The organism is Tritonibacter aquimaris (assembly GCF_009617595.1).
GTDB lineage: Bacteria > Pseudomonadota > Alphaproteobacteria > Rhodobacterales > Rhodobacteraceae > Epibacterium > Epibacterium aquimaris.
Window position 1 is genome coordinate 196,431 of record NZ_WIXK01000003.1, and the last position, 19,535, is coordinate 215,965.

Sequence of the window (19,535 nt, forward strand, 5' to 3'; positions counted from 1 at the left end):
CTATGGAAAAAATCCCTATGACGCCTACTGGCTTTGCCGCGCTTGAGGCAGAGCTGAAAAATCTGAAATCCGTTGAGCGCCCCGCCATCATTCAAGCCATCGCCGAAGCGCGTGAGCTGGGTGACCTGTCGGAAAACGCCGAATACCACTCCGCGCGTGAAAAACAGTCCTTTATCGAAGGCCGCATCAAGGAGCTGGAAGGCGTTCTGTCGCTTGCTGATGTGATTGACCCTGCCAAGCTGAGCGGCTCGATCAAATTTGGCGCCAAAGTCACCGTGGTGGATGAAGACACCGACGAAGAAAAGACCTGGCAGATCGTTGGGGAACATGAAGCCAATATCGAAGCAGGTCTTTTGAACATCAGATCTCCCATTGCGCGCGCCTTGATCGGCAAGGAAGAAGGCGACAGTGTAGATGTACGCACCCCGGGTGGGGTACGTTCTTATGAGATCTTGAAAATCATTTACGGCTAAAGCCCTTACCGCGAAAGCCCTTTGCAACCGAGTGATAGTATGACCGGCACCCCCTCTTCGGAGTCCAAACCTCTTTCGGCAGCTTCAGCGTTCCGCGCGGGACCTGCAGAGGGCATGGGATCAGCAGAGTTGGGGGCCGCGATCGGGGCTGGGCTCTGGGTTTTGGTGTTTCTGCTGGCCAGTGCGCTGATGCCTGATGCGACGGGTGTGACCGGCTGGCAGGATCTAATGGGCTCGCTTTTTGCGCTGCTGGCACCGGTCTTGCTTTTGCTGGTTGTGGTGTTGCAATTGCGTGCAATGCGGCTGGCGCATAGCGAAAGCGAGCGTCTGCAGACCCGTGTGGATCAGCTCCAGACCGTTTTAATGTCGCAAGGTCAGAAACAGGCCGCGCCTGCGGAACCCTCGGTCGCTCAGAAACTGGAAGAAATTGTCGAGGCTGCGCGCAAATCCGAAACCGCGCTGGCCACATTCCAGACCAGTCGCCGTGAGCCGCAACGCGAGGCCATCACCCCTGCCCCGCCAGCAGTTGAGGCTGAGGATCAAGGTGCCTTGGCGCTTGGCACCCCAGCAGATGATATGGCCCCACCGCTGGCCGTGCATCAATTTATCCGCGCGTTGAATTTCCCTGAAACTGCAGACGATCAGGATGGCTTTGTTGCGCTGCGTCTGGCGCTGCAGGATCGCAAGGCGGGTCAGGTGGTACAGGCGGCGCAGGATGTGCTGACGCTGCTCAGTCAGGACGGGATCTATATGGATGATCTGCGCCCCGACATGTCACGACCCGAACTTTGGCGGCAGTTTGCCCACGGCGCACGTGGCAAAGAAATTGCAGCACTTGGTGGCGTGCGTGACCGTGCGGCTCTGGCTTTGGCGTCGGCCCGCATGAAACAGGATCCGATCTTCCGCGATGCGGCGCATCACTTCCTGCGTCGCTTTGATCAGATGTTTGCCGAGTTTGAAGAGGCTGCATCGGATTCCGAAATCTCCGCGCTGAGTGAAACGCGCACAGCCCGTGCCTTTATGCTGCTGGGTCGGGTTGCAGGCACATTTGACTAGGGGCAGCTAGTCAAGGAGGCGAAAGCTCCCGCCCGTCGTTCAGCTCTTAAAAGAGCCTCCTCCCGTTGGGCGTGGCAGCACGCCAAAGGCGCGCTGCGGTTGCATCAAGCCCCCGCGCCGCGTGCGGCGCTTGGCCCAACTGCAGAACATGCTTTCGCCAGAAAGCTTGCGATGTAGGCGGGAGCACCTCCCCCTCACGGCACGGGGCGCGAACAGGCGTTACTTAGAGGCCGAAGCTTTCATAGGGGTAGAAGGTCACCATATCACCTGGGGCGATTTCCTGCGCCCCATCGCCGAGCTCAACCAGCCCCTCACCCCAGCTGAGCCCGCTGATGCGACCTGAGCCTTCGGATTGAAACACCTCTACCTGACCCGCGCGAATGCGGGCGCGCAAATACTCCCGGCGGCCGGGTTTCTTTTTCTTGCTGAAGCCCGCAGGCAGCTGGAACCCCTGCGGCGCACGCCAGTTCCCGCCAGCAAGCACAGACATTGCGGGACATGCAAACACAAGACTGCACACAAAGGCCGCCACCGGATTGCCCGGCAGGCCAAAAACCGGCACCCCCTGCCACATCGCCAACGCCAAGGGACGGCCAGGTTTGACAGCGATGCGCCATTCCTGCATCGCCCCGCTTTCACGCAACAACGCGGACATGTGATCCTCGTCCCCTGCAGATGCACCACCACTGGTCAAGATCACATCCACATCCTGCGCCGCAGAATCCATGCGCGCACGCAGCACTGCGCGATCATCTTCAACCCGACCAAGATCCACCGGCGTGTACCCCAACTGCGCCGCAAGGGACAAAAGCATCGGGCGATTGGCATCAAAGATCTGTCCGGGGCGCGCAGTCTCTCCCGAATCCACCAGCTCATCTCCGGTCGAAAGCACGCCAACCCTCAGCGATCGTCGCACCATCAGTTCCGACAGGCCCGTTGCCGCCGCCAAAGCAAGATCGGCTGGTCGCAGTTTCTGCCCTGCTGTCAGGATCACCTCATCCGCCTCAACATCTTCTCCGGCGCGACGTGCGTTGGCCCCGGTTTTTAGCGGCCCCCGGCAGGCAATCGCCTGACCATCCGTTGTGACATCTTCTTCGAGGATAACCGTGTCGACCCCTTTGGGCAGGCTAGCGCCGGTCAAAATGCGAATGGCCTGCCCTGCAGAAACTTCGCCTTCAAACGCAAGACCCGCGGCGGCGCGTCCCTGCATCAGCGGGATGACATGCTCACCATCTGCCAGCCCCCCCGCAAAGCCGTAGCCATCCACTGCCGAGTTCGGCAACGGCGGATTTGCGCGTTGCGCCACCACATCTTCGGCCAGAACGCGCCCCAGCGCATGCGCCAAAACCACCGTCTCTATCCCCGTTACCGGATGAAGCCGCTCTTTCAAAAGCGCCAGCGCCGTATCAACCGGCGTCCAGTTCACCCCGGCAGGCAGCGCGAAACAGTCGTTCTTCAACGGTGGGGGTTTTAGCGTCATGGCAATATCCTTCAGCGGGCGGGGGCGTCTAAATTCAGCTCAGCTGCGATAAAATCCGCAATTGCGCCGGTGTCATCCAGATCAAACTGCGCCCGATCCAGATCAATCGGCGTGTCGGTGGCAATGGCACGGATCGTTGGATCATTTGGTGCGATCAGCGGCTGGCCCGCTGCCGCGCGATGGGCTTCGATTTTGGGGTGGGGCTCACCTTTGTAGCCCTCCACCAGAATGAGATCGACCGGCCGCATCCGAGCAAGCAGTTCAGTTAGCGAGGGCTCCGGCGCGCCGCGCAATTCCTGCATGATGGCAATACGGTTGCCGGATGCCAGCACCACCTCCTGCGCACCAGAAACGCGGTGGCGGTAACTGTCCGTCCCCTTGCGATCAACATCCGTGTTGTGATGGGCGTGTTTCAGGGTTGAAACCGTCAGCCCGCGGGCACAAAACTCCGCCACCAGCCGCTCCATCAACCCGGTTTTACCGTTATTCTTCCACCCGGTGACGCCGTAGAGCTTCATTTCAGCATGCCTTCCGCGCGGATCAGATCATCCCGCGTGTTGATGTTGAAAAACGCATCATCCTCAAAACCTGCAGAAGCCGCGCCATGGGCATCGGTCCAGAGCACCACTTTGCGCAAGCCCCCTTTCAGAGCCTTGCGCAGATCGTAGCGCAAAGAAACCGGCCAGAGGCCAAAGGTGGGATGACGCCACATGCGCCCGTCTTCATGGGTCGCGGCCAGTGCAATTGGTGTATTGGCCTTATCTGCCGCACGCATCAAACGCTCGGCTAGATCGGTTGGGAAAAATGGCGTGTCCGCCGCAGCTGAAACAATATGGGTTGCGCCTTGCTCTGCGGCCCAATCAAGCCCCGCAAGCACGCCCGCCAGAGGTCCGGGGAAATCGGGCAGGCTGTCAGGCAGCACCGGCAGGCCAAAAGCGTCAAAGCGGTCCGGGTCGCCATTTGCATTCAGCGCCAGCCTGCTGACCTGCGGTTCAAGCCGCGCGATCACCCGATCAAGCAGGCTGATCCCGCCCAAATGCAGCAGGCCCTTGTCACCGCCACCCATCCGCGTGGCCTGTCCGCCGGCCAAAATCACCCCAAGAGGTTTCATCATCTTTCAATCCCTTTGCCACAGGTGCCGGGCTTGGCGACGCCAAGCCGCGTGCCGATGGCCCTCGATGGGCCGGAGGCGCGCTCATTCGGCGCTTTTACGGCGATGTTTTTTCTCTTCAACGGGCGCATCTGCCGGGTTCATATCGCGCACCAGCCGCGCGTCCCCGCTAAGACAGACAAACCGCTGCCCGCGCATACGGCCAATCAGCGTCAGGCCAATTTCACGGGCAATTTCAACGCCCCAGGCGGTAAACCCCGACCGCGACGCCAGCACTGGAATGCCCATCATAGCGGTTTTGATCACCATCTCTGATGTCAGCCGCCCGGTGGTATAGAGGATCTTGTCATCTGCTGGCACGTTTTCCGACAGCATCCAGCCCGCGATTTTATCCACCGCGTTATGGCGCCCCACATCTTCCATATAAACAAGCGGCTGATCTTGCTGACACAGCACCGTGCCATGGATCGCCCCCGCCTCAAGATAAAGCGACGGTGTGCGGTTGATCTGATGCGCCAACGCATAAAGCCAGCTGGTGCGCAGCTCTGCCTGTGGCAGCGTCACCCCCTCTAAGCCTTCCATCATATCGCCAAAGACGGTGCCAACCGCGCAGCCCGAGGTGCGGGTTTTCTTTTTCAGTTTTTCTTCATGCGAGGTTTCGACCGCGGTGCGCACAACCACAGTTTCCAGATCTTCGTCAAAATCGACCCGTGTCACCTGATCATCCGGCAGCAACATGCCCTGGTTTTTCAAAAACCCCAGCGCCAGATATTCCGGGTAGTCACCAATGGTCATCGCAGTGACAATTTCCTGCGAATTTAGGAAGATGGTCAAAGGGCGCTCTTCGACAACAGCGATGTTGCTAATCTCGCCATTTTGATCAACACCTTCAACCCGACGGGTCAAACGGGGATTTTCAGGAGATGGGGCAATCAGATAGCCACGTTCTGGTGCCTGTATTGTCAATTGAAACGCCCCCTGATGCTACTTAAGTTCCACGGTATTCACCTAAAGGTATCCCATGGCAATCACCACCACCAGTGCTGCATTTTGGAAAGGCTTCCGCGATGGCGCACCTTTCATGTTGGTTTCCGGCCCCTTTGGGTTGTTGTTTGGGGTGCTGGCCAGCGAGGCCGGGCTGGATGTGCTGACCGCGTTTAGTTTTTCCATGGCGGTGTTTGCAGGCTCTGCCCAGTTCACCGCGCTGCAGTTGATGCAGGAACAGGCTCCAACCACAATCGTGTTGATTTCCGCCCTGGCGGTGAACCTGCGGGTGGCGATGTATTCCGCCTCTCTCACGCCGTATCTGGGAGAGGCCCCACTGTGGAAACGTGCCTTTGCGGCCTATTTCACCGTGGATCAATCCTATGCGCTGTCGATCGTGCAGTTTGAAACCGGAGAGCCGCTGAGCCTCAATCAACGACTGGCTTATTTCTTTGGCACCAACGGCTTGGTTGCACCCATGTGGATGCTGGCAACGGTTGTAGGTGCATTCCTCGGCAATCAGGTGCCCGCCAGCTGGGGGCTCGACTTTGTATTGCCTTTAGCGTTTCTGGCGATGATTGGGCCAATGCTGCGCACGCCTGCCCATGTGGTGGCTTGTTTCACCGCAATTGCCGTTTCCCTGCCTGCGTCTATGCTGCCCTATAATCTTGGGCTGATTGTTGCGGGACTTGCTGGAATGATCGCGGGCGCGCAGGCTGAACTACATCTGCCGCCTGCAGATACCCCTCTAAACACAGAGGAGCGCAAAGCATGAGCATCGAGCCCACCATCCTCTGGACTGTGATCATTGGGCTGGCGCTTGGCAGTTTTGCGCTGCGCTTTGTTTTTATTGGCCTTATGGGCGGGCGCAGCATGCCCGACTGGCTGATGCGGCATCTGCGCTATACGGCGGTTGCAATCATCCCCGCACTAGTGGCCCCGCTTGTCGTTTGGCCCGCGCCTACCGGGGGCGAGCCAAGCGCGATCCACCTTGCGGTTGGATGCGCCACATTGGCGGTGGGGTATTTCACCAAAAACGTCTTTGCCGCGATGGGCACCGGTGCGGTGCTTTTGGTGGGCTATCTCAGCCTGTTCAGCTGAGACTAGCCGTTCAGCGCCTGATTGCTGGCGGCGATGCCTTTTTTCAGGTCTTCATCGTCGCCTTCATAATAAAGCTCGCTTTGAACGGGGCCCAAATTTTCAAACTGCGCCGCAAGCTTTGTTGGGTAGAAGGTCACATTCACCGTTTCAAATCCGGGGATCTGCTGCAGAATGCGCGATGTGGAATTGGCGCAATAAACACCCGGCACACGACCGTTGTTTTTCACCAGCTGCAAAGCAAGTTCAGCCTGTTCTGCCGTAACCGCGAGCCGTTGGGTTTTTACGTGAAACGTGGTGCGTGCATGGGCGCTGCGATAGGCCTGAAACACCGCCGGGCGGATGCCATAAAGCACATCGTTATATTCCGGCACAATATCGGCATGAAATGAGCCCGCAGGATCAAAAATGACCCGCTCAGAACCGCTCACCATCAGGGCGGTATGGCCGCCTTTGCCGGTTCGGTTGTTGATCACGGTGATCAAAGTCAGCGCAGGCGCACCAGGATCTTGATAAGCCACCCGTTGCAGGGTGGCAAAATCAGCATTTGGCTGCTGCGGCGCAGCACAGCCAGCGAGCGCCAGCATCAGCGCGCCCATCGTCAGCAGCTTTTTCACCTGAAAGGCTCCGGTTGTTTAGACAGCAAATATCGCCAGAAACACCGTAAATACCAACAATGCAATCGAGAACCGGGTCACAAAAGTGAGAAACTTTGCGTATGTCTCTTCCTGAACCGAGCTATCCATCGATCCGTGTTCATGCTCTGCCATAGTACTGTCCTCTTCCCTGGGTGTTGCTCAGTATTTATTACTGAACTTTCTGCCGCAATCTGTCATCACGACAAAAAGTCTCATATTTGGTGCAGCTTTGCAAAGGCTGTGTCGGTCTGTCAATCAGGCTTGCGTCTCTTCAAGATCTTTAGCCAGACGGAAACCAATGCGATTTGCAGGTGCTTCTTTTTTTGCTTTGGTGGTGGCGCGCAACATCACGTTCAGCTGGGAGACATGCTGCACCAGCTGAGTGCGCGCGCCGCTGCCGTCGGTGCCGTAGAAGGTGATGATATCAGGGTCAAAATAGCCGATGCCTTCGATCCGCAGCACACCTGCATCACCGCCAACAAAGCCCATCGCGACCTCATGTTCCGCGTCCAGCTGTTTTTCAAAGTTCTGGATATACAGCACCAGACGTTCATAGGCCCAGCGCGAGGGGCTTTTGGTTTCTACCGGTTTTTGCAGGCTTTCTGGAACATTGGTCAAACCATTGCAGGCTTCTGGGTCAGAATGGACCTCATGAACACAGGGCAACACCGCCGATTCTGCCGCTTCTGCGCTGGTTGCTATCTTATTATCCATGGTCTTCCCCTTTGTGACCGCGTCACCACTTAGTCTTTACGTTGGTAAAGCCAGGCACCATCGTCGCGCGCCCAGCGCTCTACCGTGCCTTGATGGTAGAGGTGATTTACATGGGCAATGGATTCTACCAGTGCAAGCCCATATTCACCGGGCCCGATTGTGCGCTTAAACAGATAGGAAAAGCAATCCGCAGCGGTATGGGGTTCTTTCAGCGCCTCAAGCAGGCGATCAAGCGCGCTGTGATGATTATCAATCAGCTGGCGCATCCGAAGCGGCAGGCCCCGAAACGGAAGCTTGTGGCCCCCAAGCACCAGATGATCGGGCCGCGCCAAAGTGGAAAGGCGTTCACAGGCTTCGATCCAGTCGCTCAGCGGGTCGGCCATCGGCTCAGTTGCGTAGACGCCGATATTGGGGCTGATCGAAGACAGGATCTGATCACCGCTCAGCACCAGATTGTCATCCCGGCTCCAGAATGTTGCGTGTTCGGGGGCGTGGCCATTGCCGATATGCACATCCCAGGTGCGCCCGCCCATCTGGATCTGATCATCCTGTTTGATCCGGGAGAACCCCAGCGGCATCGGGTATACGGTATCAGCGAAATTAAACGGCCGGTCCGAGGCGCGTGCGTCATAGATTGCCGGATCCATCCCGGCGCTGCGATAAAACGCAAGGGTTTCGCGGGGCCAGACTTCCTGTTCGTCAAGCGTCAGCATGCGCGAAAACAGCCAGGCGGTGCGCGTTGCCACCAGCTCGGCTCCGTGTTCAGACTGAAACCAACCTGCCAGCCCCACATGATCCGGGTGGTGATGGGTCAGCACCACCCGGCCCACGGGTTTTCCACCCAAAACCGTGGCCATCAGTTTTTCCCACAAGGCGCGGGAGCGGCGGGAATTGATGCCTGTGTCGACAATGGTCCAACTGTCGCCTTCATCGAGCGCGTAGATATTGACGTGGTCGAGCTTCATCGGCAGCGGCAAGCGCAGCCAAAGCACACCTTCGGCGATTTCAATCGCTTCGCCTTCTGCAGGCGGGGTTTCAAAGGGAAACTTGAGCATGCTGTCAGAGGGCGCAGACATCAGTTTGCCAATTCATCAATGCTGAGCGCAAAGACGTTTTCGCTGCCAGCTGTCGCCGCGGCCAGATGGGCGGCATATTGCGGCAACATCCGCGTCATGTAGAAACGGGCAAGCTTTTCACGTGGACCACCCGGATCAGCCTGCGCAGCCTTAAGGTGGTAATACCCCCCAAGCACGCGGGCAAAGGCGCGCAGGAAATCAAGGCTTCCGGCAAAGCGTTCCCCCATATCCTGTGACACCATCCAATCGGTTGCATCGCGCAGCGCTTCGCATGCACTCCAGAGCGCGTCTGTCATATTGGGATTGCGCGCGCGGGAGTGTTCGGCGAATTTTTCGATCTCATCCATCAGACGGCCTGCCATTTCGCCGCCATCCATCATTTTGCGGCCCACCAGATCCATCGACTGGATCCCATTGGTGCCCTCATAGATCGCGGTGACACGCACGTCACGGTAATATTGTGCCGCGCCGCTTTCCTCGATGAAGCCCATGCCGCCGTGCACCTGCACACCGGTTTCGGCCACCCGCATGCCAACCTCGGTCCCAAAGACCTTGGTGATCGGGGTGTAGAATGCGGCGCGGGTTTTCCAATCCGCATCACCGGTGGCCTGCGCCATATCCAGCGCATGGGCATTGGCCAGCATGATCGCACGCGAGGCAAAGAGGTCCGCTTTCATCTCCATCAGCATGCGGCGCACATCGGCGTGATCCACAATGGTGCCCGAAGGGGTACGGCCCTGTTTGCGCTCAAGCGCGTAGTTCAGCGCGTGTTGATAGGCCCCTTCGGCAGCGCCAATCCCCTGCCCGCCCACACCAAGGCGTGCGTTGTTCATCATGGTGAACATCGCCGCCATGCCACCGTGTTCCTTGCCCACAAGCCAGCCAGTTGCGCCCTCATATTGCATCACACAGGTGGGGGAGCCATGCAGGCCCATCTTATGTTCCAGGCTCACCACTTTCAGATCATTGGCGCGGCCAAGGTTGCCATCTTCATCCGGGATGTATTTCGGCACCACAAAGAGCGAAATCCCCTTGGTTCCGGGCACCCCATCCGGCAGGCGTGCCAGCACCAGATGCACCACATTGCCGCCAAAATCATTATCCCCCCATGAGATAAAGATCTTTTGCCCGGAGATCGCATATGTGCCATCACCGTTGTCTTCGGCTTTGGAGGTCAGCGCGCCCACATCTGATCCGGCCTGCGGCTCGGTCAGGTTCATGGTGCCGGTCCATTCACCGGAAATCAGTTTTGGCAGATACAGCGCTTTGAGCGCGTCTGAAGCATGGGCTTCCAGCGCTTCGATCTGGCCCTGGCTCATCAATGGTGCGAGCTGCAGCGACAGGCAGGCCCCCGCCATCATCTCATTTACAGCCGTTGCCACTGTCAGCGGCAAGCCCATGCCGCCATGTTCCGGCGCAGCGTTCATGCCGACCCAGCCGCCCTCTGCAATGGCTTTGAACCCATCAGCAAATCCGGGCGACGTGCGCACCACGCCGTTTTCAAGCCGCGCGCCTTCCAGATCGCTGCCCCGTTGCAACGGCGCCATCACATCATCACACAGCCGTCCGGCCTCGCCCAGGATCGCGCTTACCAGATCTGGGGTCGCTTCACCGAAGCGCTCTGTCTCGCTGATCTGGTCAAACCCGATGATGGATTTCAGGATGAATTCATACTCAGCCGTGGCGGCACGAAAAGTCATGGCGTCCCTTCCTCTGGTCGTTACAAATAGGCGTGTAATGGATATGGGTTGTGGGTACTTGGCTTGGCGGTCACAAGGCGGTAAGACACCACCTTGGCTCTCTTTCCTAGCCAAGCCCATTTTTTGTTCAACCCAAACGCCGCGTCACAGTTATGAGCCAGACCTGCACTCTGAGACTGAATTCCAGCCCTGCTGATCTTGATCAGGCAGCCGCGTTGTTGCGGGCTGGCGCGCTGGTCGCCTTTCCCACCGAGACGGTCTATGGCCTTGGCGGAGATGCGCGCCAAGGTGAGGCCGTTGCGGCAATTTATACCGCCAAAGGACGCCCCAGTTTCAACCCGCTGATTGCCCATGTCGCAGATATTGAGACCGCGCAGAAATTGGTGGAATGGTCTGATATTGCAGAGAAACTGGCGCGTGCGTTTTGGCCAGGGCCGCTCACCATGGTTTTGCCACTGCGCGCGGGGCATGGCGTATCCGGGCTGGTGACGGCGGGTCTTTCCACATTGGCCGTGCGGGTTCCGGCACATCCCACAGCACAGCAGTTGTTGCACCGCGTTGGTGGCCCGGTGGCCGCACCTTCGGCGAACCCATCAGGGCGCATCAGCCCCACCACAGCGGAACACGTGATGGCCGGGCTAAAGGGGCGCATTGCCGCGGTGGTGGATGATGGTGCCTGCGGTGTTGGGGTGGAATCCACCATTGTCGGCATCGACGCAGATCAGGTGGTTCTGCTGCGTCCCGGTGGGCTGGCGGTGGAAGAGATTGAAACGCTGCTCGGGCAGCCGATACTGACCCGCGATGCCAAAGCAAAACTTACTGCGCCGGGGCAGATGCTATCGCATTATGCGCCCAATGCTTCGGTCAGGCTCAATGCTGAAACCGCCAAGGATGGCGAATTGTTTCTGGGTTTTGGCGCCTATGACGGGGATCTGAACCTTTCCCCAAATGGCGACCTTGCTGAGGCAGCGGCCAATCTATTTGACTATCTGCACCAGTTGGATGCACGGCATCTGCCAATCGCAGTTGCGCCAATTCCTGAACTGGGTCTGGGGCTTGCGATCAACGACCGGCTGCGCCGCGCCGCCGCGCCACGGGACTAAAAATCAGGCGTGGCCCGCGCTGGCCGAAAGCACAATCGGATCAATCCCCATGGTTTTCAGTGCCGCCATCCATTTTTCACCGTTCACCTGCTCAAACACCAATTCTGCGCTGGTTTCGGCGGTCAGCCAGCCATTGGCGGCGATCTCTTCCTCAAGCTGGCCAGGCCCCCAGCCCGCATAGCCCAACAAAACGATGAATTTTTCAGGTCCGGTGCCAGCGGCCACATCTTCGAGCACGTCCAAGGTTGCGGTCATCGCAAAACCATCAACCACCTGGAGCGAATTGACCCGCGATTCATATTCATCTGTGTGCAAAACAAAGCCGCGCTGGGTTTCAACCGGGCCCCCAAATTGCACCGCCACATTGGCGTTGGGCGCATCATTGATGTTGATTTCCAGCTGTTCCAGAATATCGCGCAGCGACACGCCGGTGGCTGATTTGTTGATGATCAGCCCCATCGCCCCTTCATCGCTGTGGGAACACAGAAAGATCAGCGTATGTTCAAACCGGGGATCCCCAATGCCGGGCATTGCAATCAGGAGTTTTCCGGTCAAATTCATAGGCGTTTCCCTTTCCCATCTCGGGGGCTTCTCCCCCACCATGCCCCTAGCCCCACAAACACGCAAGGGCTGACACGTCTATCAACTTCGCGCGATAGCTGTGTCAAAATGGCAAAATCGAGCTTGGAATTTGAGCCTGTTGCACGCATGTAAATATGCATGACCCAAGTTGTTGCAAAACTCAGCCTTGCCGCCGCCTGTACAGCGGCCCTTTTCAGCGCCCCAGCTGTGGCACAAAATCTGCCAGATAATCTGGTGGAAATCGAAGTGCTGGACGGTGGCAAAACCCGGCATGGCAATGTGATTGGCGCGCTGCGGGTCACGCTGTCTGATGGTTGGAAGACCTATTGGCGCTCTCCGGGCGATGCGGGCATCCCCCCGACATTTTCGTGGAAAGGGTCGCAGAATGTGGCTGATGTGCAAATCAGCTGGCCCGCACCTGAGGTGTTTTTAACCTCGGGCCTGCGCACGCTGGGCTACGAACAACAGATGGTGCTCCCGGTAGAAATCACACCTGCCCGCCCCGGCAAACCGATACGGCTGAAGGGGCGTGTGGGTATTGGCGTGTGCAAAGAGGTCTGTGTCCCCTCAGAGCTGCGCTTTGATCACGCGATGAACGCGAACGCAAAGCGTAACCCAACAATTGCGGCCGCACTGGCCAGCCGCCCCTACACCGCCCGCGAGGCAGGGGTGAAATCCGCAACCTGCAGATTGTCGCCCACCCAATATGGCATGAAGATCGAAGCGCGGATCACCATGCCATCGGCAGGTGGCACCGAAATAGCTGTCATTGAATCCGGCTCACCTTATTTGCAGGCAAGCGACACAACCGCGCGCCGCACTGGCAACACATTGGTGGCCGAAAGTGAGTTCTTCAGCCTGAACGACGGGCTCATTTCTATTGACCGCTCTGCCGTGCGCATTACCGTGCTGGGTCAAAGCCATGCAGTTGACATTCAAGGATGTAGCACCGGATGATCCAGCCCACCCGCCCTGTTTTGGGTGCAATAGCCGTGGTCTGCGAAGAGCGTGACGGCGCGCCACATGTGATTTTGGTGCAGCGTGCCAAAGATCCCAACCGCGGCTATTGGGGCTTTCCCGGTGGACATGTGGAGCTTGGCGAAACGCTGAGCGACGCGGCAGTGCGCGAACTGTGCGAAGAAACCGGCGTTGTTGCCGCCCCGATCGAGACCCTGCGTCTGCTGGATGTGATCGACCGCAATAGCGATCAGACCATAGGCTCACACTATGTGTTGGGCGTTATCATCTGTCGTTTTATCTCGGGGGAAGTGGTGGCGCAGGATGATGCAGCGGATGCGCGCTGGTTTTCGGTCGAAGAGCTGCAGAAAAGCACGCTACCGCTGCTTGCGCAGGTGGCCGAAGTGGCCGAGGAAGCCGCGCTCAAACTGGTTCAGCCGCGCGTGGACTAAATGTTAGGCTGATCGGCGCAGCCCCGAAAACAGCAGCCCAAGCACGGTGATCGCCAAGGCCAGCGCAACAAAGGCCGCAAAGGCAACGGTCTCCACAGCTGCGCCATTAAACCCGCCTGTGAGACTCAGCAGTGGGCTCCATAGCGTTCCGGTGACCATCACCCAGCCCATCGTCAACGCAAAAGCCGCCCCATGCAACGCAGCCATCAGGGTCATGGTTGGGCGCATACGCCGCGATTTCACCCCACGGCGCAATGCACGCAGCGCCTTGAGGCCATCTTCCTGAATGGCAATCAAGGCAGGCACAACAATTAGAACCAACAGCATTCCAAAGCCCAGACCGTAGACCAGCGTGATCACCGTGGGTTTGAGAAACTGCGCCTGTTGCGAGCCCTCATATAACAGCGGTGTCAGCCCCAGAACCGTTGTCAAAGTGGTTAGCATCACCGGGCGCAACCGATCCGCCGCACCATCAACGATGGCTGCTCTTAGGGCTTTTTTCTCGGAATACTCATCAATGGTTGTGACCAAAACAATGGAGTCATTGATAATAATCCCCGTCATCCCCAACAGGCCAACGATAGAGAACATCGAAAACGGCACTTCCCAGATGTAATGCCCCCAAATGGTGCCAACCAACCCAAAGGGAATAATCGCCATCACCACAAAGGGCCGCGTCCAGCTGCCAAACACCCAGGCCAGTGTGAGAAAAATCCCACCCAGCACCATAATCAAGGCATTGCGCGCATCACTCAGGAATTCGTTTTCCTGTTCGCTCAACCCAGATAGGCGCCAATCCACCTGATGGGTTGTCGCGATCTCAGGCAGGATTTCCTGCTGGAGCTGTTGCAAGATTTCGACTGCGCGGGCCGGATCATCATCTGACAGGTCTCCGGTCACGCTAAGAAGGCGCAGCCCGTTTTCCCGTTCAATCGTTGCAAAGCCCGAGCGTCGGGTCACGGAAACCACATCGGACAGCGGCACATATTGGCCGTTTGGCGCCCGCAGCTGCGTCGTTTCCAAGAAATCCGCGGTCAGCTCATCTTCGGGCAATTCCACCCGGATTTCCGCGTTTCGCGGCCCGTCGGGATAGGTGGCCGCTTCCAGCCCACCAAGGCGCGCGCGCAACACGCGCCCCAGATCATCAATTGCAAAGCCCAGCGCCTGCCCCTGTGGGGTCAGATCCAGCACCAGCTCATCCTTGTCATAGGCAAGACTGTCTTCCACCGCGGAAATCTCACCAAATACTGCAAGCGCCGTCTGCAAATCCTGCGAGGCAGCCTTCAGCACATCCAGGTTATTGCCGTAAAACTGCACATCCAGTGAATCATCGCCGGGGCCTGCGCGCCAGCCACGAAACGACAGGATTTCTGTCAACGGATGGCGCTGCACCCGATCCTGCAGCTCTCCTACAAATGCAAATGAGGAATAAGGACGCAGATCCGCGTCAATCAGTTCAATCGCGATACCACCCAAAAGATCGGTGTCTTTGCTGTCTACTCCCGACAAACCACGCCCGGAATTGCCGCCGATTTCGGCCAGAACAAAATCGATTGGGTTTTCACCGTAGCGTTCTTCATATTCGCGGCCCAGCTCTTCGGTGGTTTGCTGCAAGGCGCGCATCATGGCGAGTGAATCGGCGCGCGTGGCCCCATCGACCATAGCAAAGTTACCTGTCACCGATCCGCGTTCGGGGGCGTTGAAAAAGCGCCAGGGCACATCGCGGTTGATGAAATGCACCACCTGTGACGCAAGCAACAACAAAGAGGCCGCCACAACCACATAGCGCGCCTTGATTGCTACAGCGATCAGTGGGCGAAACAGAACTTCGCGCGACCAGCGGAAGCCCGCATTTACCACGCGGTTGGGGTATTCATACCAATTGCCCTGCTGCGCATGTGATAACGCATGGGCCATGTGGTTGGGCAGGATCAGAAAGCACTCAACCAGTGACGCCGCCAGAACCGCAATCACCGTCAAAGGGATATCGCGGATCAGTTCGCCAAACCGGCCATCAATATTGGTGAGCCCAAAAAACGCGATGATCGTTGTTATTGAAGCCGCAAGCACCGGCAAAGCCATTCGTCGCGCGGCGTTTTCAGCTGCCTGCACCGGGCTTTCTCCCATGGTGCGGGCACGGAAATCGGCGTGTTCGCCCACCACAATGGCATCATCCACCACAATGCCCAGGGTGATAATCAGGCCAAACAAGCTGACCATATTGATGGTTATGCCACCCGCATACATGATCGCCACCGCCGCCAGCATCGCCACCGGAATTCCCGCAGCCACCCAGATCGCAATACGCGCATTGAGAAACAGAAACAGCAGCACAACAACCAGGCCAAGCCCCACAAGCCCGTTGTCGAGCAAGATATCAAGACGTTGGGAAATGGCGTCCGCGCGGGTACGGATCAGCTGTACTGAAACACCTTGCGGCAAGGTGGCCCGAAAGGCCTGCACCGTATCTTGAACCGCGCTTTGCACCCCGATGGCATCGCCAAGCTGTGAGCGATCCACCCGGATCGACATTGCAGCGGCATCCCCCACAAAATAGGATCGCGCGCGCGCCACCCCATCAACATGGATCTGGGCCAGATCTTTGACCCGCAGCAGCGAGCCATCCGCATTCACCCGCAGCACGATCTCTGAAATTTCGGCGGGCGAGCGTCGTTCGGATCCGGTACGCACCCGCGCATTGGCACTGTCCACATCCCCTGCGGGGTTGGCGTCAACCTCGGCGGCAATCGCTTCGGCGATCTCGCGCATGGAAACGTCATGGGCCAAAAGCTGGCTTGTTGGGACTTCCACGATGGTCTGTGGCGCCACAACACCGCGAATGGTGGTACGTGTTACCCCCGCTTCAAACAGGCGTACGACCAGCTCATCGGAGAAACGGCCAAGCTGATCCGCGCCAATATCGCCGGAAATGACAACATCGGTGACCCGGTCGCGCCAGGCGCTTTGGCGTACCACTGGTTCTTCTGTTTCTTCGGGCAATGTGGTGACAGCATCCACTGCCGTCTGCATATCATCCGTCGCCCGCGCCATATCCCAGCCCGGTTCGAACTCAAACCAGAGCGTTGCACGGCCTTCGCGCGCAGTGGAAAAGGATTTATCCACCCCATCTACGGCGATCAAAGCCGGGCTTAGCGCCTGAATAACCGCGGTATCAACCGCTTCGGGGCTGGCGTTTTCCCAATCAACGGTGACCCGCACGGTTTCAACTATAACATCGGGCAGGAATTGTGCGCGCATGTTGGGAACGGCAAACAATCCCAATCCAAGCAACACCACCAACAGAAGGTTGGACGCGGTCTTGTGACGGGTGAAATAGGAAAACAGCCCGTTTGCGTGCTGCGCAAGTCCACCTGACATGGGTTAGCCCCCCATCCGCGCTTCGATCCGGCTGACAAGAGCCATAGGCACATCCGGTTGCGCCAGCTTCCGCAATATATCACGTTTCACAGCCTCAGGCATCGCCGGATTGCTTTCGACAAATGTCACCAGCTCTGCTCGTTTTTCAGCGCTGAGTTTGATGAATTTGGTGGTTGCGGCTGGCAGTTTGGTATCACTTTTGCGCAGGGGCGTGATCTTGATGCCTTCGCCCAGCAGGGGCGTGCGGTTCAAGACGATTTCACGCCCTGCAAGACCTGCCCCCCGGATCAGCACATTGTCGCCCTGCCTGCGGATCAGCTCAACCGGTAGACGTTCCAGCCGGTCCTGTGCGTCAATCACCAAGACCGCGCCATCCGCGCCATAGGCGGAGGCCGCAACCTGAACCACGCCACTTAGGGCGGGTTCACTGATGCGCGCGGTGACGAAATCACCGGGTTTGAGGCCGTGACCAGCGCTGATCTGGGCATAAAGCAGGCGACCGGTTTGCCCCTGACCACCGCTGTCACGCTGCAGCTGCGCCTTGGCTTTAAGCGCCATGCCATTTGCATCAAGCTCGATCTTCACTGGCAGGGGCAACAGTTTGCCCTGTTCATCAATCAAGCGGGTATATTGGCTGGTTGAAACGGTAAACGCCGCGTCAAGCTGGTCAGGATCAACCAGATCCGCAAGTTTTTCATTTGCCGAAACCAGACGGCCTTTAACCAGTGTCACCGCCTCAAGCACGCCAGAAAACTCAGCTATGACGGTCGTGTCATCAAGTTCACGCTGGGCTGTGCGCAGCGCCACATCTGCCCGTAAGACCTGGGTTGAGGTCTGATCCAAGCGCGCTTCGGCCTCGATCAGGGCCTGACGCCGGGTAATCACCACCTGACGGGCCTGGGCTGCGGCCAGTTCAGCATCTTCCACCGCTGCCGCAGAGCCAACACCACGCTTGCGCAGATCAGCCTGACGTTCAAACGCGCGCGCGCGCAATTCGGCCTGCGCTTCGGCTGATGCAAGTTCGTCTTTGGCAAGTTCAAGCACCCGCACCGCATCGCGTGCATCCGCCGCAGCGTCCATCTGATCCGCTTTGGCATTTTGCAGCGCCGCTTCTGCATCTGCCGGGTCAACCTGCACCAGCAGCTCACCCGCAGAAACTGTACCACCTTCGACAAAATTATCAGACAGGGATATCACCCGCCCTGAGGTTGGCACCCGAAGTTCCAAACGCCTGCGGCTTTCTATACGGCCAAAGGCAACCAGCTCGGGACGCAGGGTTTCCAGCTGTGCCGTTTCCACATTCACCGCAAAAACGCGTTCTCTACCGGGAAACTGCCCCCCCTGCTCGTTCATACGTGTTTCAACGGCAGCGGAGATCAACTGAACAGCATAGGCAACCATCCCCACAGACATCACTGCGAAGAAGAGACCAAGCAGGCTTTGACGCAGAAAGCGCATCCCTAGATCCTTTGTGGCGTTCACGCATTATGCGCGTGAAGCTGCTAATGACGAGCTTACCAACTCTTCACATCTAATACGAGCTTACACGTGGAAATGGATCACTTCCGTCGCAGATGCTCGTCTAATCTGGGCATGATTTCTACAAAATTACAGGGGAGATGGCGGTAATCAAGTTGTTTTGACAGGATTTCATCCCAGCCATCCTTGCAGGCACCGGGGCTGCCCGGCAGCGCAAACAGGTAGGTATTGCCCGCAACACCACCGGTTGCACGCGATTGCACCGCGGATGTGCCAATTTTCTGCATCGAAACCATGGTGAAGACGGTGCCAAAGGCATCGATCTCTTTTTCATAGACGTCGCGGTGCGCTTCGACGGTGACGTCACGCCCGGTGAGCCCGGTTCCCCCGGTCGAAATCACCACATCCACCGTATCATCCGCAACCCAGGTGCGCAGCTGTGCGGCAATCTCGGCGCGCTCATCGCGCAAAATTTTGCGATCCGCCAACACATGGCCCGCCGCCGTCAGCCGATCAACCAACACCTGACCAGAGCGATCATCGTCAAAGCTGCGGCTGTCAGAAACGGTCAAAACCGCGATGCGGACGGGAATAAATTCTTTGGTTTCATCAATACGCGACATCGCGCTAAATCCTTTCCATCACGGCCAAACGCAGAGCCAGCGCTCCAAATAGCCCGCCTGTCAAACGTTCCAGCCAGACCGACAAGCCCGTGCCTGAACTCAATGCGCGCCCCAGCCGCCCCGCCATCATGCCAACGCCGCCGTTGACCAGCAAACTCCCCATGGAAATGATCGCGCCAAGCAGCAGAAACTGGATCAGAATAGAGCCCGCTTCGGGTGTGATAAATTGCGGTAAAAACGCCAATACAAACAAGATCACTTTGGGGTTTGACAGGTTCACCATCAAGCCACTGCGAAAGGCGGCGCGCGCCTTCACTTCGGGCAACTCACCTTTTGGTCCCGGCTTGCTGCGCAGCGCCCCCCAAGCGAGCCACAAAAGATAAGCCACGCCAATCCAACGAATGACTTCAAAAACCATCGGCACTTGCGCCACCAATGCGCCAAGACCAAGCCCCGCAAGTGTCACGTGAATCAGCGAGCCCAACGACACGCCGACACTTGCCAGAAAAGCAGCGCGTGGGCCAAAGCGCGTGCCCTGACCGATACAAAACAGCATATCCGGGCCAGGGGTGAAATTCAGCGCCAAAGCTGCTGGAATAAAGGTCAGCAAGGTTACCGTATCAATCATGGT

21 protein-coding genes are annotated in these 19,535 nt (G+C 58.0%); 7 read left to right on the plus strand and 14 right to left on the minus strand.

The genetic code is table 11. The features are described 5' to 3' along the window. Positions 1-2: 2 nt before the first annotated feature. Both greA and GG681_RS06910 read left to right on the plus strand, forming a co-directional pair. Entirely contained in the window at positions 3-473 is a 471-nt protein-coding gene (gene greA / locus GG681_RS06905) for a transcription elongation factor GreA (RefSeq protein WP_153546462.1), read from the plus strand. A 39-nt stretch (positions 474-512) separates the two neighbouring features. Then, positions 513-1,529, plus strand: a complete 1,017-nt coding sequence (locus GG681_RS06910; protein WP_153546463.1) for a hypothetical protein — start codon at positions 513-515, stop codon at positions 1,527-1,529. Between the two features lie 223 nt (positions 1,530-1,752). On the opposite strand, the gene GG681_RS06915 is transcribed toward GG681_RS06910, so the two are convergent. The 4 genes from GG681_RS06915 to GG681_RS06930 all read right to left on the minus strand — a co-directional run bounded on the left by GG681_RS06915 (position 1,753) and on the right by GG681_RS06930 (position 5,086). Continuing rightward, positions 1,753-3,009 carry a molybdopterin-binding protein gene (locus GG681_RS06915; RefSeq protein ID WP_153546465.1) on the minus strand — a complete coding sequence of 419 codons (1,257 nt, stop codon included), beginning with the start codon at positions 3,007-3,009 and terminating at the stop codon, positions 1,753-1,755. Between the two features lie 11 nt (positions 3,010-3,020). Continuing rightward, positions 3,021-3,527: a molybdopterin-guanine dinucleotide biosynthesis protein B gene (mobB, locus tag GG681_RS06920; protein ID WP_153546467.1), complete on the minus strand. Its 507-nt coding sequence runs from the start codon at positions 3,525-3,527 to the stop codon at positions 3,021-3,023. Further along, the gene (gene mobA, locus GG681_RS06925; protein ID WP_153546469.1) at positions 3,524-4,123 is read right to left on the minus strand and encodes a molybdenum cofactor guanylyltransferase MobA; all 600 of its coding nucleotides are present in this window, start codon (positions 4,121-4,123) and stop codon (positions 3,524-3,526) included. The genes mobB and mobA overlap by 4 nt, the downstream gene beginning before the upstream one ends. 81 nt (positions 4,124-4,204) lie before the next feature. Beyond that, positions 4,205-5,086, minus strand: coding sequence for a formate dehydrogenase accessory sulfurtransferase FdhD (locus GG681_RS06930; protein WP_153546471.1), 882 nt, complete (start codon positions 5,084-5,086; stop codon positions 4,205-4,207). Between the two features lie 55 nt (positions 5,087-5,141). Between GG681_RS06930 and GG681_RS06935 the strand changes: the two genes are divergently transcribed. Next, positions 5,142-5,879 (plus strand): AzlC family ABC transporter permease, encoded by a 738-nt coding sequence (locus GG681_RS06935; RefSeq protein WP_153546473.1) that lies wholly within the window; start codon positions 5,142-5,144, stop codon positions 5,877-5,879. After that, the gene (locus GG681_RS06940) at positions 5,876-6,205 is read left to right on the plus strand and encodes an AzlD domain-containing protein (RefSeq protein WP_153546475.1); all 330 of its coding nucleotides are present in this window, start codon (positions 5,876-5,878) and stop codon (positions 6,203-6,205) included. Before GG681_RS06935 ends, GG681_RS06940 begins: the two co-directional genes overlap by 4 nt. Positions 6,206-6,207: 2 nt before the next feature. Here the strand turns inward: GG681_RS06940 and GG681_RS06945 are convergent, their stop codons facing one another. The 5 genes from GG681_RS06945 to GG681_RS06965 form a co-directional block, all read right to left on the minus strand. Beyond that, a complete protein-coding gene (locus GG681_RS06945) occupies positions 6,208-6,819 on the minus strand; it encodes a hypothetical protein (protein WP_328593297.1) in 612 nt (203 codons plus the stop codon). 18 nt (positions 6,820-6,837) lie between these two features. Further along, positions 6,838-6,972: an aa3-type cytochrome c oxidase subunit IV gene (locus tag GG681_RS06950; RefSeq protein ID WP_153546477.1), complete on the minus strand. Its 135-nt coding sequence runs from the start codon at positions 6,970-6,972 to the stop codon at positions 6,838-6,840. 123 nt (positions 6,973-7,095) lie between these two features. Beyond that, positions 7,096-7,554, minus strand: a complete 459-nt coding sequence (locus GG681_RS06955; RefSeq protein WP_153546479.1) for a DUF6173 family protein — start codon at positions 7,552-7,554, stop codon at positions 7,096-7,098. Between the two features lie 29 nt (positions 7,555-7,583). After that, the gene (locus tag GG681_RS06960) at positions 7,584-8,630 is read right to left on the minus strand and encodes an MBL fold metallo-hydrolase (protein WP_194287153.1); all 1,047 of its coding nucleotides are present in this window, start codon (positions 8,628-8,630) and stop codon (positions 7,584-7,586) included. Continuing rightward, positions 8,630-10,330 carry an acyl-CoA dehydrogenase gene (locus tag GG681_RS06965; RefSeq protein ID WP_153546481.1) on the minus strand — a complete coding sequence of 567 codons (1,701 nt, stop codon included), beginning with the start codon at positions 10,328-10,330 and terminating at the stop codon, positions 8,630-8,632. The genes GG681_RS06960 and GG681_RS06965 overlap by 1 nt, the downstream gene beginning before the upstream one ends. Before the next feature lie 152 nt (positions 10,331-10,482). On the opposite strand from GG681_RS06965, the gene GG681_RS06970 reads away from it, so the two are divergent. Beyond that, positions 10,483-11,433 (plus strand): L-threonylcarbamoyladenylate synthase, encoded by a 951-nt coding sequence (locus tag GG681_RS06970; RefSeq protein WP_153546483.1) that lies wholly within the window; start codon positions 10,483-10,485, stop codon positions 11,431-11,433. Between the two features lie 3 nt (positions 11,434-11,436). Here GG681_RS06970 and GG681_RS06975 read toward each other — a convergent pair whose 3' ends face one another. After that, complete coding sequence (locus GG681_RS06975) at positions 11,437-11,994, minus strand: YqgE/AlgH family protein (protein ID WP_153546485.1); 558 nt, start codon at positions 11,992-11,994, stop codon at positions 11,437-11,439. Between the two features lie 159 nt (positions 11,995-12,153). Between GG681_RS06975 and GG681_RS06980 the strand changes: the two genes are divergently transcribed. Together GG681_RS06980 and GG681_RS06985 are read left to right on the plus strand one after the other, a co-directional pair. Next, entirely contained in the window at positions 12,154-12,972 is an 819-nt protein-coding gene (locus GG681_RS06980; protein ID WP_153546487.1) for a protein-disulfide reductase DsbD domain-containing protein, read from the plus strand. Further along, complete coding sequence (locus GG681_RS06985) at positions 12,969-13,424, plus strand: NUDIX hydrolase (protein ID WP_153546489.1); 456 nt, start codon at positions 12,969-12,971, stop codon at positions 13,422-13,424. Before GG681_RS06980 ends, GG681_RS06985 begins: the two co-directional genes overlap by 4 nt. 3 nt (positions 13,425-13,427) lie before the next feature. Here the strand turns inward: GG681_RS06985 and GG681_RS06990 are convergent, their stop codons facing one another. The 4 genes from GG681_RS06990 to GG681_RS07005 form a co-directional block, all read right to left on the minus strand. Further along, complete coding sequence (locus GG681_RS06990; RefSeq protein WP_153546491.1) at positions 13,428-16,802, minus strand: efflux RND transporter permease subunit; 3,375 nt, start codon at positions 16,800-16,802, stop codon at positions 13,428-13,430. Between the two features lie 3 nt (positions 16,803-16,805). Next, a complete protein-coding gene (locus tag GG681_RS06995) occupies positions 16,806-18,260 on the minus strand; it encodes an efflux RND transporter periplasmic adaptor subunit (RefSeq protein ID WP_153546493.1) in 1,455 nt (484 codons plus the stop codon). 101 nt (positions 18,261-18,361) lie between these two features. Then, positions 18,362-18,904 (minus strand): molybdenum cofactor biosynthesis protein B, encoded by a 543-nt coding sequence (gene moaB, locus GG681_RS07000; RefSeq protein ID WP_153546495.1) that lies wholly within the window; start codon positions 18,902-18,904, stop codon positions 18,362-18,364. Between the two features lie 4 nt (positions 18,905-18,908). Next, positions 18,909-19,532 (minus strand): LysE family translocator, encoded by a 624-nt coding sequence (locus GG681_RS07005; protein WP_153546496.1) that lies wholly within the window; start codon positions 19,530-19,532, stop codon positions 18,909-18,911. Between the last annotated feature and the right edge of the window lie 3 nt (positions 19,533-19,535).